Annotated in this window: 13 protein-coding genes; 6 read left to right on the forward strand and 7 right to left on the reverse strand. The window is 45.2% G+C overall.

What is annotated here, in order from left to right; translation table 11 throughout:
• Positions 1–45: 45 nt before the first annotated feature.
• The gene (locus KJS52_RS24655) at positions 46–2,109 is read left to right on the forward strand and encodes a beta-galactosidase (protein WP_213519957.1); all 2,064 of its coding nucleotides are present in this window, start codon (positions 46–48) and stop codon (positions 2,107–2,109) included.
• Positions 2,110–2,302: 193 nt separating this feature from the next.
• Positions 2,303–2,803, forward strand: a complete 501-nt coding sequence (locus tag KJS52_RS24660) for a C40 family peptidase (RefSeq protein WP_213519958.1) — start codon at positions 2,303–2,305, stop codon at positions 2,801–2,803.
• Between the two features lie 45 nt (positions 2,804–2,848).
• Here KJS52_RS24660 and KJS52_RS24665 read toward each other — a convergent pair whose 3' ends face one another.
• The 4 genes from KJS52_RS24665 to KJS52_RS24680 all read right to left on the reverse strand — a co-directional run bounded on the left by KJS52_RS24665 (position 2,849) and on the right by KJS52_RS24680 (position 6,721).
• Entirely contained in the window at positions 2,849–4,012 is a 1,164-nt protein-coding gene (locus tag KJS52_RS24665; protein ID WP_213519959.1) for an NAD(P)/FAD-dependent oxidoreductase, read from the reverse strand.
• 71 nt (positions 4,013–4,083) lie between these two features.
• Positions 4,084–4,788 (reverse strand): methyltransferase domain-containing protein, encoded by a 705-nt coding sequence (locus KJS52_RS24670; RefSeq protein WP_213520105.1) that lies wholly within the window; start codon positions 4,786–4,788, stop codon positions 4,084–4,086.
• Entirely contained in the window at positions 4,781–5,932 is a 1,152-nt protein-coding gene (locus KJS52_RS24675; RefSeq protein ID WP_213519960.1) for a type III polyketide synthase, read from the reverse strand. The genes KJS52_RS24670 and KJS52_RS24675 overlap by 8 nt, the downstream gene beginning before the upstream one ends.
• Positions 5,933–6,130: 198 nt before the next feature.
• Complete coding sequence (locus KJS52_RS24680; protein WP_213519961.1) at positions 6,131–6,721, reverse strand: TetR/AcrR family transcriptional regulator; 591 nt, start codon at positions 6,719–6,721, stop codon at positions 6,131–6,133.
• A 187-nt stretch (positions 6,722–6,908) separates the two neighbouring features.
• Here KJS52_RS24680 and KJS52_RS24685 point away from each other — a divergent pair, with 187 nt between their 5' ends.
• Complete coding sequence (locus tag KJS52_RS24685) at positions 6,909–8,081, forward strand: MFS transporter (protein WP_213519962.1); 1,173 nt, start codon at positions 6,909–6,911, stop codon at positions 8,079–8,081.
• Positions 8,082–8,231: 150 nt separating this feature from the next.
• On the opposite strand, the gene KJS52_RS24690 is transcribed toward KJS52_RS24685, so the two are convergent.
• Complete coding sequence (locus KJS52_RS24690) at positions 8,232–8,867, reverse strand: Rpn family recombination-promoting nuclease/putative transposase (protein ID WP_281425703.1); 636 nt, start codon at positions 8,865–8,867, stop codon at positions 8,232–8,234.
• Positions 8,868–8,956: 89 nt separating this feature from the next.
• Between KJS52_RS24690 and KJS52_RS24695 the strand changes: the two genes are divergently transcribed.
• Positions 8,957–9,541 (forward strand): DUF4304 domain-containing protein, encoded by a 585-nt coding sequence (locus KJS52_RS24695; protein WP_306433602.1) that lies wholly within the window; start codon positions 8,957–8,959, stop codon positions 9,539–9,541.
• 117 nt (positions 9,542–9,658) lie between these two features.
• Here the strand turns inward: KJS52_RS24695 and KJS52_RS24700 are convergent, their stop codons facing one another.
• On the reverse strand, positions 9,659–10,303 hold the full coding sequence (locus KJS52_RS24700) for a helix-turn-helix transcriptional regulator (protein WP_246563926.1): 645 nt from the start codon (positions 10,301–10,303) through the stop codon (positions 9,659–9,661).
• Positions 10,304–10,504: 201 nt separating this feature from the next.
• Here KJS52_RS24700 and KJS52_RS24705 point away from each other — a divergent pair, with 201 nt between their 5' ends.
• The gene (locus KJS52_RS24705; protein ID WP_213519963.1) at positions 10,505–11,116 is read left to right on the forward strand and encodes a superoxide dismutase; all 612 of its coding nucleotides are present in this window, start codon (positions 10,505–10,507) and stop codon (positions 11,114–11,116) included.
• 54 nt (positions 11,117–11,170) lie between these two features.
• Positions 11,171–11,410: a 4Fe-4S ferredoxin gene (gene fdxA / locus KJS52_RS24710; protein ID WP_213519964.1), complete on the forward strand. Its 240-nt coding sequence runs from the start codon at positions 11,171–11,173 to the stop codon at positions 11,408–11,410.
• A 66-nt stretch (positions 11,411–11,476) separates the two neighbouring features.
• Here fdxA and KJS52_RS24715 read toward each other — a convergent pair whose 3' ends face one another.
• On the reverse strand, positions 11,477–12,016 hold the full coding sequence (locus KJS52_RS24715; protein ID WP_213519965.1) for an NADPH-dependent FMN reductase: 540 nt from the start codon (positions 12,014–12,016) through the stop codon (positions 11,477–11,479).
• Positions 12,017–12,142: the final 126 nt, after the last annotated feature.

A 12,142-nucleotide genomic window follows, 5' to 3' on the forward strand; every position in this document is an offset into this window, starting at 1 on the left:
TAGCTTTAATAGTAACGAGACGAAGAGATGAGAGGATGAATAGCGATGTATACGTTCAAGGATTATCAGCAGCCAAAGATATTAAAGAATCATTTGAAGCTTGGAGGATCGAATCCGGAAGGAGAAAAAATGGATATCACCAGCTTATATTTTACCCGTAACGGTAAACCATGGATTCCAGTAATGGGTGAATTTCATTTTTCAAGATATGATAGAGCATATTGGTATGAAGAGCTCTGCAAAATGAAAGCAGGCGGTGTTACGCTTGTATCTACTTACATCTTCTGGATCTATCACGAGGAAATTGAAGGTGAATTCGACTTCTCAGGTGACAATGATCTGCGTGCTTTTATACTTGAATGTAAAAGAGCCGGACTGGAGGTCGTCATTCGCATTGGACCATGGGCGCATGGTGAATGCAGGAACGGAGGATTCCCTGATTGGCTGCTCAAGAAATCATTCAAGCTGCGCGAAAATAATGCTGAATACCTTGAACTCGTACGTACATTTTACGGAAAAATTGCAGAGCAGGTGCAGGGGCTTTTTTATAAGGACGGAGGAAATATCATCGCCGTCCAATTAGAGAATGAATTAACGCACGATGCAGATCATCTGCTTCAATTAAAAGAGATTGCTATCGAATGCGGTATGATTGCTCCTATATATACAGTAACAGGCTGGAATGCTGCTGCAGGCGCCAAAATTCCTGTTGATGAAGTCGTTCCTGTGTTTGGCGGATACTGTGATGCGCCTTGGGACAATCACTTGAATCAACTGCCGCCATCTCCGCATTACTTTTTTACGGGCATGCGCAATGACACAGGAATCGGAGCCGATCTCCTTCCGCAGGAGCTTACAAGCGATGATGGTTGGCAGCTGCCATATGAAAGGTATCCGTTTGCAACCTGCGAGTTAGGTGGAGGGATGCAAGTCACTCATCACCGCAGACCGCTTGTTAAAGGGATGGATATCTATGCGATATCACTTGTTAAGCTCGGAGATGGTAACAATCTGGTTGGCTACTATATGTACCATGGTGGCACGAATAAGCTGGGCAAACGATCGACATTACAGGAATCGAAAGCTACAGGGTATCCGAATGATTACCCTATTCTTTCCTATGACTTTCAGACTGCACTATCGGAATACGGCGAGGTGCGAGAGCAATACAGGCTGCTAAACCTCTTGCATTTATTTGTACAAGATTTCGGGGAAGCTTTGGCGCCACTGGTCAGAGTAGAGGCTCAAAATACTGTGAAACGAGACGATACTTCTTCCTTGCGCTATGTGATGCGTACAGACGGCGAGCGAGGGTTTGTATTTATCAATCATTACCAGAGACTTACCAAGCTTGAGGACATCCGAAATGTTGTTATCAATACGGGCGCCGTCACCTTTCCAGCAATAGATGTTTGTGGAGATGCAAGCTTCTTTATGCCATTCCATATGAACCTGTCCGGCAATATTCTGAACTATGCAACGGCGCAGCCATTATGCAGGCAAGGAGATACTTATTTCTTCGCACAAATACCAGGGGTTACAGCGGAATATCAATTTAGTGACGGTCAGAGGCTGACAGCTGAGCCAGGGATTGACGCATTGCTTAAAATCAATGATATTGTCATTGTGACACTCACCTGGGAGCAAGCGAAATATTTGCGCAAATTAGATGGTGAGATTTATTTAGGTGACGGGTGCGACCTTTATAAAGCTAACGACACCATATATGCCGTAGCAGATGGAGAATACCAATATTGGCGCTGGAACGGGGAAGGCTTTCAACGTAATTTCATTCAGCAGCCTTACACCGAGCCCGTTGTTTCCTTTATCAATATCGAGCCGCCACCGTTTACTGCTAAATATGTCGATGAACTGCATATCGGCGGTGAAAGGAACCTATCATGGCAAAAAATTGTGGTGCATGGAACTCAAGGCTTTGTAAATATAGATTATTACGGCGATGCTGCACAGCTATATGCTGATGGAGAGCTTGTTGCCGACAGCTTTTATTACGGAGAGGTTTGGAGAGTACCAGCACGTCTTCTGCATGGGAAGGAATGCTATCTTGTCGTATCTGAGCTGCGGGATGATTTTTATCGAGAGTTTTAACGAGTATAGAATGCGCTGTCAAGCCCTTTAACATTAGATTTTTATCATCGAATTCTAATAAACCTCTCATTTATCAAGTATGATCAAGCTTTACTTTGCTACAGGTAAATTGCGGCAATCTTTTCTGTGCTATACTGTTTTTCGGGACAGGCCCATACTAAAATATTTTATAGTCATCAGGAGGATTGCCACAATGAAACTGAATAAAAGCTCTCTTATTAAATTCATCGCAGTTGCCAGCGTATGCTTCACGGTCGCTTTTAGCGGAATAGCAGTTACTGCCTCTAATACTAATACGGTTCATGCGGCGACAAGCGGCTCTGCGAGCAGCGTGATCGCAACAGGGAAACAATATCTCGGTGTTCCTTATGAATTTGGAGCAAAATCAGGCATTACATCTGCCTTCGATTGCTCGTCCTTTACACAATATGTGTTCAAAAAGAACGGGATTTCTCTTCCGAGAACCTCGAGACAGCAAGCAAAAGCAGGTACGTATGTATCGAAATCAAATTTGCAGGCTGGCGATTTGATTTTCTCCGATACGAATCGTGACGGCGTCATCAACCATGTGAGCATATATATGGGCGATAACAAGCTTCTTCATACTTACAGCAAAAACGTTGGCGTAACGATCTCGACTTTTAAAGGCAGCACATGGGATAAAACCTATGTAACAGCCCGTCGCGTATTGTAAGAACATCTAAAGAATATCCTAAATAGCATCTAAAGGACGTGTAGCTCATTGAAAATCGAGCGGCACGTCCTTTATTCGTGTCGCTTGAATCAGCCTCTGCATTAATCCAGGGGTATAACGGACGCACGGTACGAGCAGACGCGGCAATGCAGGAGCAGCAATCATCCATTGCAGCAGCCTTCCCCACTGTCGCGGACCTTTCAACTGCTGTTCAATGAACCGCTCGTAGTGATGGCGCCAAAGCTCAAAGGAAATTTGACCGCTTAAATAACGATTTGCAAGCGCAGCGCACACCAGAGCAGAGCGCAGCGCCATTGACATCCCATCCCCGCATAACGGTGGAATCATAAGCCCGGCATCTCCGACCCGGGGATATGAATTCCAGGCAAGCGGCTTGCGGCTAATTTGAACCGGGGCGACGGCTGCTTCAGTTCCTGCGATCGGCACTGCATTGGACAGCTTGTGCAGCAGCTGCGGGCTTCTGCTGCAAGCCGCATCTATCCAGCCTTGAATCGTTTTCGGCTTTGGCTCAAATGCTTTCTGCCTTAGCAGTGCTGAAACATTGTACCTTCCATCCTCCACCGGAGATATGCCTAAATAACCCCCTTCAAAAAAGTAAAGCTCTACCGCTGCATCCGTTGTAATTCCAGCAACATGTGATTTGACGCCTACATACGGATTTTTCGTCTCCCTTGAGTTGGACCGCGCAGGGTGTAATGCTGTGCCTGGCATCCGCCCGTTGCCGCCCCAGGCGGCCATCACCGTTCGGACCTTATAGGAGACCGTTTCTGCTCCTTGCTTCGCCTCAATGATGAAGCCTTCATTCGCAGGAGTGACAGCTGTTACTGTCGCTCCCGTCTGCACATGTGCGCCGGCAAGCTGTGCTGAGCTCAGAAGTGCGGCATCAAGCGAATAACGGCTAACTCCTAGTGCATGGCTTGCTAAAGGCGCTTCCAGCACATCTCCATGGCTGAAGATGAGACGAGAGCGTTCGATCAAGCTGGGCCGAAGTGATTGGATCAGCTCATTTACTCCAAGCGAGTCAAGCATGCTTTTCGCTTCCGGTGACAGAAATTCACCACATACTTTATGTCGGGGAAATTTCTTGCTTTCAAACAGTATCGTATTCCAGCCGCTATCGGCTAAAGACTTGGCTATTGCGCTGCCAGCAATTCCTGCTCCGATAATGGCCGCATCATACGCATACATAACGAATCACTCCGATAATTTCAAGATCTGTTTTTCGCAGGCGTACCGAGGGTACGTCAAGAGAAAGTAACTCACTTCCTAATGGTAACTACATATCGGAACAACGGTCTCCAGCGGTACGCCATCTCTGGAGCTCCCAGCGCATCTTTTAAATTTCTCCAGTCCTCAGCACGAAATCCTTTGGCTACAGACAGAGGAGCGTCATGGCGAATATAACGATTAGTGGAGATGAGATGCGCTGTCAGCCATACGGCTGACCATGGAATCCAGTGCCGATGAATATCATTGATGACAATCCCTGTTTTTGATGCACGCAACATGCTTCGGGCAACCTCGGGCAGTTCCTCCTGGCTGAAATGGTGAACGAACTGCGTGCCGGTGACAATGTCGAAGCTGTCGGGCGGAAGCTCGAACAAGTCGCATTGCACAACCTCGACGCGCGCTTCATTGCGAAAAAGCTGCCTTGCCTCCTCGCAAGCTTCCTCCGTTCGATCCGCTAAAGTAAGCTTCATATCTATTCCGTTGGCACTCGCCCAGCGCAGAAGCAGCCGATTTACATCGCCTGACCCCGCTCCAATATCGAGAATGGTTAAATGAGTGGGCTTGCCGGCTTCCTGCCACAATTGCTGTACGCCATACTTCATCGGTCCCGCTGCTTGAAATATGCGATTAATGAGTCTGAGCTGCTGCAAAGCTTCGCGCAGCTCGGCTCCCCCCATTGAAAAATCGTCCATCAGCTCATCCTCAAGCGCTCGATACCGCAGCTTTTTAAACATAGGCTTCATCCATCTGCCGCAATTCCGGCTGGACGCGCGGAACATATGTAATTTGTATCATTTCGCAGGTAAGACCCGGACCGAACGCGAGCGCTATGCCGCTTGTCATCTCTTTCTTAGCCTCCTCCAGCTCGCGCTTCATCTCCTGCAGCACGAACAATATCGTTGCTGACGACATGTTTCCATAATCGCGCAGAATCGTGCGACTTGGTCTTGTCTGCTCGTCGGACAATCCGTATACATCCGCAAGCTTCTCGATGATTCCTCGGCCTCCAGGGTGAATCGCCCATAGATCGATTGGTTCATTGCCGCCAAGCGTGGAAATTTGTTCTGGAACAAATTGACCGATCAGCTTCGGAATCGTTGTCGACAGATACAAATCAAAGCCGAAATTGCCTACCTCCCACACCATATCTGCGGCACCGCCTTGCAGCACAACTGAATGATCATCGCCTAATAGAAATTGACCGCGATTGACCTCATCCGATGCATGACCAACAATACAAGCCGAAGCTCCATCGCCAAAGAAGGAAGCGCCGAATAAATCCTCGCGCTTGCTGGAGGGTTGAATATGAAGGGTGCACAGCTCCACACTGACGATCAACACCTTGGCGTCATGCTGTTGGGCTGCCAATTCTTTAGCGAGGCACACCGCCCGCAATCCTGCGGCACAGCCTAGAAAGTTAAGCGGAATTCGTTTGATATTAGAAGCAAGCCCAAGCTGTTGCACCAGTTGGGTGTCCATGCCAGGCAGAAATTGACCCGTGCAGCTCACCGTGATCAGATGGCTAATTTCCGAGACATCGGCCTGTCCATCCTGCAGCGCATTGCGTGCTGCTCGCAGCGCCAGCGGCACCGATTCACGCTTGTAGATTTCCATCCGCTCAGCTGTTGTTGGCACAGCTTGCAGAGATTGCTGCGAAAAATAACGGCAGTCTTGAGCTTTTTCCAGCAAATTAGGCTCACAGGTATAGCGATTTTCCACACCACATTGCTTGAACAGTCTTTTCGCCCAACGAGCGGAGTCCGGATTGCTGCTTAGCGCCTCGCTTAAACGCTGTGCAGTATCGGCTTGATTCAGCCGATATTCTGGAACTGCTGTCCCAATTCCCAGTATCGCAAGCTCTGGATTTGTAGCATTCATATCGTTCAGCCACCTCTCACATTATCCATTTTCGGACAGACAAGCCCGATTTAAACCAACATATTCGGACAACAACTGTAATATGATGGAATTTCAAGAATAATGTGCAAAAAAAGCTCTCAAGATGAATAAACTTGAGAGCTTGGTTGATGGAATTGAGGCTGGTGAACGGACAGGACAGAACGATAGCGCCACGATCTATCCCAGCAGCTCCCGGGCTCCGTTCAATACTAAGGGCATAGCCTGTTGCACGAATAATTCCGCACTTGTCAAACTCCCCTCATTGTTCCAAACGTAAGCCGCACCATACATCGCCCAACTTAACATGACAGCAGCTGTAGTTATTGAAAATGGCGCATTTGGAGTCGATAGCATCTTGTCTTTCTCGATAAAGGAAAGAAGTATCGTTTGAATTTTTTGCTTTATTTGAATTTCGAATACAGGTGCAAGCGATGTATTTCGTCTTTTACAAATAGTGCTTAGACTTTTATGAAATTCGCATACCCCCAGAAAAATACTCTGAATCGTTTCTTCATTCAATACTTCGTGGCCGCTTATTCTACGGTCCATAATTGTCATAAATGATTCCATCAGTCTGACCTCAAGAATTTCGAATTTATCTACAAAATGCGCATAAAAAGTCGCTCTGTTCACAGTAGCCCGCTCTGCAATATCCCTAACGGTTATCGATTCAAAGTCTTTTTCTTGAATTAATGAATCAAAAGCGTCTTGAAGAAGGCGTCGTGTACGGATCACACGAGGATCTGCTTGATTGTTTTTAGTTGTCATCGTTAAGATCTCCCCAGTAAAAACGACATTATAGAAATGGTGTTGTCTATACAACGGTTTAACGTTATTGATGATTGCGACCATTCGGTTGTTATTATAGCATACTAGTACAACAGACGTTGTTCGAACGACCTAATGTTGTATGGAAACAAAATGCTGAATGTCAAAAACATTAGGAGAATGAATTATGAAAAGTACATGGAAAATTTACGTTCTAGCCTTGATCAGCTTTTTAGTTGGAACATCCAATTACATCATTTCCGGGATATTAGACCGAATCGCAGAGACATTGGGAACAAGCGTTGCGGCAGCAGGCCAGCTCATTACTGTTTATTCCCTTGCCTATGCGGTCGGCACACCTATTTTGATGGCGCTGACGGCGAAAATGGACCGGCGTAAGCTGCTTCTTTATTCGCTGGGCCTCTTTATTGTCGCAAATCTGTTGACATATATATTGTCCGGCTTCGGTTTCTTCATAGCCGCGAGAATCATTACGGCATTAGGCGCCGGAGTGGTCACCGTAAACGCGCTCAGCATCGCTGCCAAAATCGCTCCGCCAGGCAAGCAGGCCAGCGCGATCGCCAACGTTACGATGGGCATTACTGCATCGCTCATCATCGGCGTTCCGCTCGGCAGAATGGTAGCCTCGGCTTTTGGCTGGAAAGCAGTATTTCTGGCCATCGCAATTGTCGGAGTCATCGCCATGCTTGTCATTGCTGTGGTGCTTCCACGTATGCAGGGCGACAAGCCTGTCCCGTTGATCAATCAATTTGCATTGTTAAAAAAACCTCAGGTCTTGGTTGCTTTAGCGATTACTTTTTTCTGGTTGGGAGGATATTCCCTCGCCTACACTTATATATCCCCTTTTCTGCTAGATGTGACTCATTTAAATGAATCATTGATTAGCGCAGCTTTGTTCGTGTTCGGCATTGCCAGCTTGATTGGCTCGAAAATCGGCGGCTACAGCGCGGATAAACGTGGGATCAAATACACACTCGTTTCAGGGATGGTGCTTCACGTCATTTCGTTAATATTGCTATCCTTAGTCGGAGAGTCGGTCATTGCCATATTCGCCATTTTGATCCTTTGGTCTTTTGCCGCATGGTCATCCGCACCAGCGCAGCAATTTAATCTGGTTTCGCTTGTTCCCGAATCCTCGGGCGTCATGCTGAGCTTGAACAGTTCCATGATGCAGCTTGCTATGGCTGTCGGCGCAGGGGTCGGCGGGGTGATCGTTAACCGTATTTCTTTGGCATCCATTACCTGGTTCGGGGCACTTAGTGTACTCATCGCCATCATTGCCGTATTTGCATTGTCCAGCATAGCATCGCGCTATTCCGCGGTGCAGTCACCGAATTAAGGCATGCTAAACATGGGACTGTCCAATAAGCTCACAAACAATAAAAACGCTGAGCGAGGAATTCAAGTTTTCTCGTTCAGCGTTTTTGTGCGCACAAAGGATGGAACACTAATCTATGAAAAAAAGAAAACCGCTCCAGAGGAACGGAAATTAGTAAGCCTGCTTACGCCAATCTTCAATGGTTTGGAGCGAAAATCCGGTAGCTTTGGCAATGGATGAATCATCCATCCCCATTCGTATTAACTGTTTAGCTACGTCTTCTTTACCTTTTTGCTCACCTTTGTGTTGCCCTCTACGTTCAATATCGTCCAAGATTTTTTCCAGTCCCATGAACGAAGCATCCCCTTTCACGTTTTGGATAAATTGCTGCAAGCTTGGCTCATTCTCCGGCAACTTCTGCAATAGAATGTTTGCCATCCAAGCCACAAATTTCTGCTGGCTGTCTGTTGGCAGCTGTTGAATCGTATTCATTAGCTTGCCGAGACGATTTAATAATTGTTCCTGGTCTTCGGTCTGATCAAGCAGAAAAACAGACCCTATCGTGTTCGACAAAGACAATAGTTCTTCTTCAGTATAGCGTGCAACATCTATAAGCAAATATTCGAAATTGAGCAGTTCTGCACCAAACAGATTTTCATTAGCAAGCAGCTTACGAAACTGCAGTTCCGCTGACCACTTTTGCTTTCCATTATACAATACAATCGGAACAATAGGCGGTAATTGAAATGTTTTCCGGTTAGACAATGCATCCTCTTCATTTTGCAATAAGTAACGCCAAAGATGTATGTTATAATGTCGTTAAGACGATTAGAAGCCATGGAAAGGCTAGCCATCTTCCAGGAGGGGTTATTTTGCAGCAGTTCTTTAACGATTTGATGAAGCAAGACGTCAAACACTTCCTTTCCAAGCACGGTTTTTCAAAGAAGAGTTTGAATTTCTATAAGCGATCCGGAAGCCTCGTCTACATGTTCAATTTCCAAAAATCCCATGGCAATGCGGCGGATCATTTTATGTTTTATGTGAACTGCGGTATTTATGCAGCGGAGCTGGCGCGGATCCAATCGAGAGAGGTATTAGCAGAACCCAAGGAAGCGGAGTGTCACTTTCGGGCAAGAATCGAGCAAATCGCCAAGTCGGTCCCGGATCGCTTCTCGATCACCCCCGATACGAATAGGGATGATTTGAGAATGACACTGTTGAGCGGATTGGAAGCAGTTATTCATTTCTATGACACGATGACCGAGGCCAGATCGATTGTTGATTATTACACCTCAAGTTCATCTTTGCATCTGAGCGAAGAAAGCTTTCATTTGCTGCTGCAATCCGACGATACAGCAGCAGCTAAACGGTATTTGACGGCTTTACAGGATAAGTACGGAACGGAAAAGCGATGGGCCATATTCGAAAGCAAATACAAGGCTATCTTCGATCAATACGAAGTGGAATTTAATCCACTGTAGGTTAGCGTTAACCTGCGAATTCATTTCAGAGTAGCTGAAGCTCATAGTAGTACTATGAAGCTAAAATCAAATTTTTAAAATAAAAACAGTGAGCTCGTAATCACGGCCTCACTGTTTTTACTTTTTCTTTTTTTTGATCGAGTAGGTACAGCGTTGTCCGCCCTTAGCTAAACAATCCGTCCTCGTAACTTCTGCATCTCCCAGTAAAGACTCAAACAGCTTTAATTCACATCGACAAGCATGCTGATATTTTGTTGCTACCTGCTCGATTGGACAGTTATGCTCCTTCAACAAATATTGTTCATCATTAATCTTCTCGAGCTCAACCATATAGCCATTCTCATTTTGAATATCGGCAAGCATAGATACTCGTTCAGCAAGATCTTTACCTTGCATGCTTGCATCGTATTTCTTAAGCAGCTTATCTTTACGACCTTCAAACAGCTGTTCAACTGCCGATGCACCAAAATGCTCTTCCAGCTCATCCAACAGTTCTAGCGTTAAGATATGATACTTTCGCGGAAAGAAGTCTTCAACATGCTCTGTCAAGCAATAAACCGCTGTTGGTCTGCCCATCGACTGTCGCACCATTTTAGAATCAATGAGCTTATCCCGTTCTAACGATTGAATATGACGTCTCACAGCCATCACGGTTATACCAAGCTCATCTGTTAACTCCTTGGTGCTCATGGCGCCTTTCGTTTTAAGCAGATGAAGAATATAGTCTCTAGTTGAAAGCTGTCCTTGCTCTAAATTTGACACGTAATCACCACCCAATCTATTGCGTCTAAACAAACTTTTGCGTTTTTATATACTATTATATCTATAAAACTTAATAATTTGAACTGGTAATTTATTTGCCGCCAGCAACATACTATATTTAATATACATTTATGTTGAATAAGTATATAAAATGAGTTATCATTAAAGGGAATTTACAATCTCATTATTGGAGGAATGAATATGTCTTATCAATTACCTGCGTTACCTTATGCCAACAATGCGTTAGAACCACATATCGATGAGCAAACGATGATTATTCATCATGACCGTCATCACAATACTTACGTAACCAACCTGAATACTGCGCTTGAATCAGCTCCAGAATTACAAGGGAAATCCGTTGAAGAATTGATCTCTGACCTTGCCAGTGTTCCCGAAGCTATTCGTACAGCAGTGCGCAACAATGGCGGAGGTCATGCAAACCATAGCTTGTTCTGGGAAACAATTGGACCTGATGCCGGCGGTGAACCAACAGGTGCCCTTGCAACAGCTATCCATAACGAGCTAGGTGGCTTTGAAGCTTTCAAGGCTGAATTTACAAAAGCTGCAACTACCAGATTCGGCAGCGGATGGGCGTTCCTTTCTGTCGCTAATGGAAAGTTGAAAATCTCCAGCCTGCCCAATCAAGACAGCCCTCTTATGGAAGGTGAAACTCCAATTCTTGGGCTAGATGTTTGGGAGCATGCCTATTACCTGAAATATCAATACAAACGCCCTGAATACATTGCAGCATTCTGGAACGTTGTTAATTGGAATGAAGTTGGTAAACGCTATGAGGCTGCAATTAAGTAGATCGAATTTTGATCACATCTGATTCTAATCTGATAAAAGAGGTGTAATCATAAAATGGCATTTGTGATAACGGAAGCCTGCATTAGTGAAAAAGCAGCAGATTGTGCAGATGTCTGCCCGGTCGATTGTATTCAAGAAGGTGACGATCAATATTTCATTGATGGAGATCTATGTATTGATTGTGGTGCTTGTGAAGCTGCATGCCCGGTTGGTGCAATTTATTATGAAGATGATCTAACAGAGGATCGTCAAATATATTTAGACAAAGCAAAGCAATTTTTTAGTCATAACTAAATTGGATGCAAGTAGAAAAGGTCGCTCCTTCACTTCAATCAGATGAGAGCGACCTTTTTCTATAGGTTAAGATTGCTTCAGTCTTTGCTGCATAAACACAACTTCACCTGCTAATCGTTCGATCCGCGACAAAATGTCCGAATCAACAATTTCTTTTGCACTGTTGAAATGATCGTCATGAATGTATACATAGCTCGGAGCTACATAAGCTCTGAAGAAACCTGCAATCGGCTTTAACTGATTCTCCACGACCAAATAATGCTGGTATGTCCCACCTGTAGCAACAAACCCCATAACTTTCTCATACAGGGCTGATACAGGAATGAGATCGAACAAATTTTTTAATACACCTGTAAGCGAAGATTGGAATATAGGCGTTCCAATAATATAGAAATCCGCGTTTGTAACCTTATCGATAACGATTTTTGTGTCCCCCGTATACGCTGAAGGATCACGACCATCACAAAATTGAATATCATATTGTTTTAAATCAAGCAGCTCTGTTTCGATCTCGGGATGCGTCCTCTTAATAGCTTCTAATACCTTGCTGACCGCGACACCTGTTTTTGAACCTACGATCGTCCCTGATATTCCAAGCACCTTCATCCGATATTCCCCTCCCTCTTATTGAAGCTTTCCAACTCATACTCTATTCTCCGCCTTATAAGATCAATACACTCTTGTTGACTCTTGGCGAATATCCGCTTTCCATTGATTGATCCAGCTTGAGTT

Origin of the sequence: Paenibacillus montaniterrae (genome assembly GCF_018403185.1) — a bacterium.
In the GTDB taxonomy this organism is placed as follows: domain Bacteria; phylum Bacillota; class Bacilli; order Paenibacillales; family Paenibacillaceae; genus Pristimantibacillus; species Pristimantibacillus montaniterrae.

Excerpts from the sequence above, each read along its gene's own strand:
- KJS52_RS24655 (WP_213519957.1), top strand. The coding sequence starts at position 46 with ATGTATACGTTCAAGGATTATCAGCAGCCAAAGATATTAAAGAATCAT.
- KJS52_RS24660 (WP_213519958.1), top strand. The coding sequence starts at position 2,303 with ATGAAACTGAATAAAAGCTCTCTTATTAAATTCATCGCAGTTGCCAGC.
- KJS52_RS24665 (WP_213519959.1), bottom strand. The coding sequence starts at position 4,012 with ATGTATGCGTATGATGCGGCCATTATCGGAGCAGGAATTGCTGGCAGC.
- KJS52_RS24670 (WP_213520105.1), bottom strand. The coding sequence starts at position 4,788 with ATGTTTAAAAAGCTGCGGTATCGAGCGCTTGAGGATGAGCTGATGGAC.
- KJS52_RS24675 (WP_213519960.1), bottom strand. The coding sequence starts at position 5,932 with ATGAATGCTACAAATCCAGAGCTTGCGATACTGGGAATTGGGACAGCA.
- KJS52_RS24680 (WP_213519961.1), bottom strand. The coding sequence starts at position 6,721 with ATGACAACTAAAAACAATCAAGCAGATCCTCGTGTGATCCGTACACGA.
- KJS52_RS24685 (WP_213519962.1), top strand. The coding sequence starts at position 6,909 with ATGAAAAGTACATGGAAAATTTACGTTCTAGCCTTGATCAGCTTTTTA.
- KJS52_RS24695 (WP_306433602.1), top strand. The coding sequence starts at position 8,957 with ATGAAGCAAGACGTCAAACACTTCCTTTCCAAGCACGGTTTTTCAAAG.
- KJS52_RS24705 (WP_213519963.1), top strand. The coding sequence starts at position 10,505 with ATGTCTTATCAATTACCTGCGTTACCTTATGCCAACAATGCGTTAGAA.
- fdxA (WP_213519964.1), top strand. The coding sequence starts at position 11,171 with ATGGCATTTGTGATAACGGAAGCCTGCATTAGTGAAAAAGCAGCAGAT.
- KJS52_RS24715 (WP_213519965.1), bottom strand. The coding sequence starts at position 12,016 with ATGAAGGTGCTTGGAATATCAGGGACGATCGTAGGTTCAAAAACAGGT.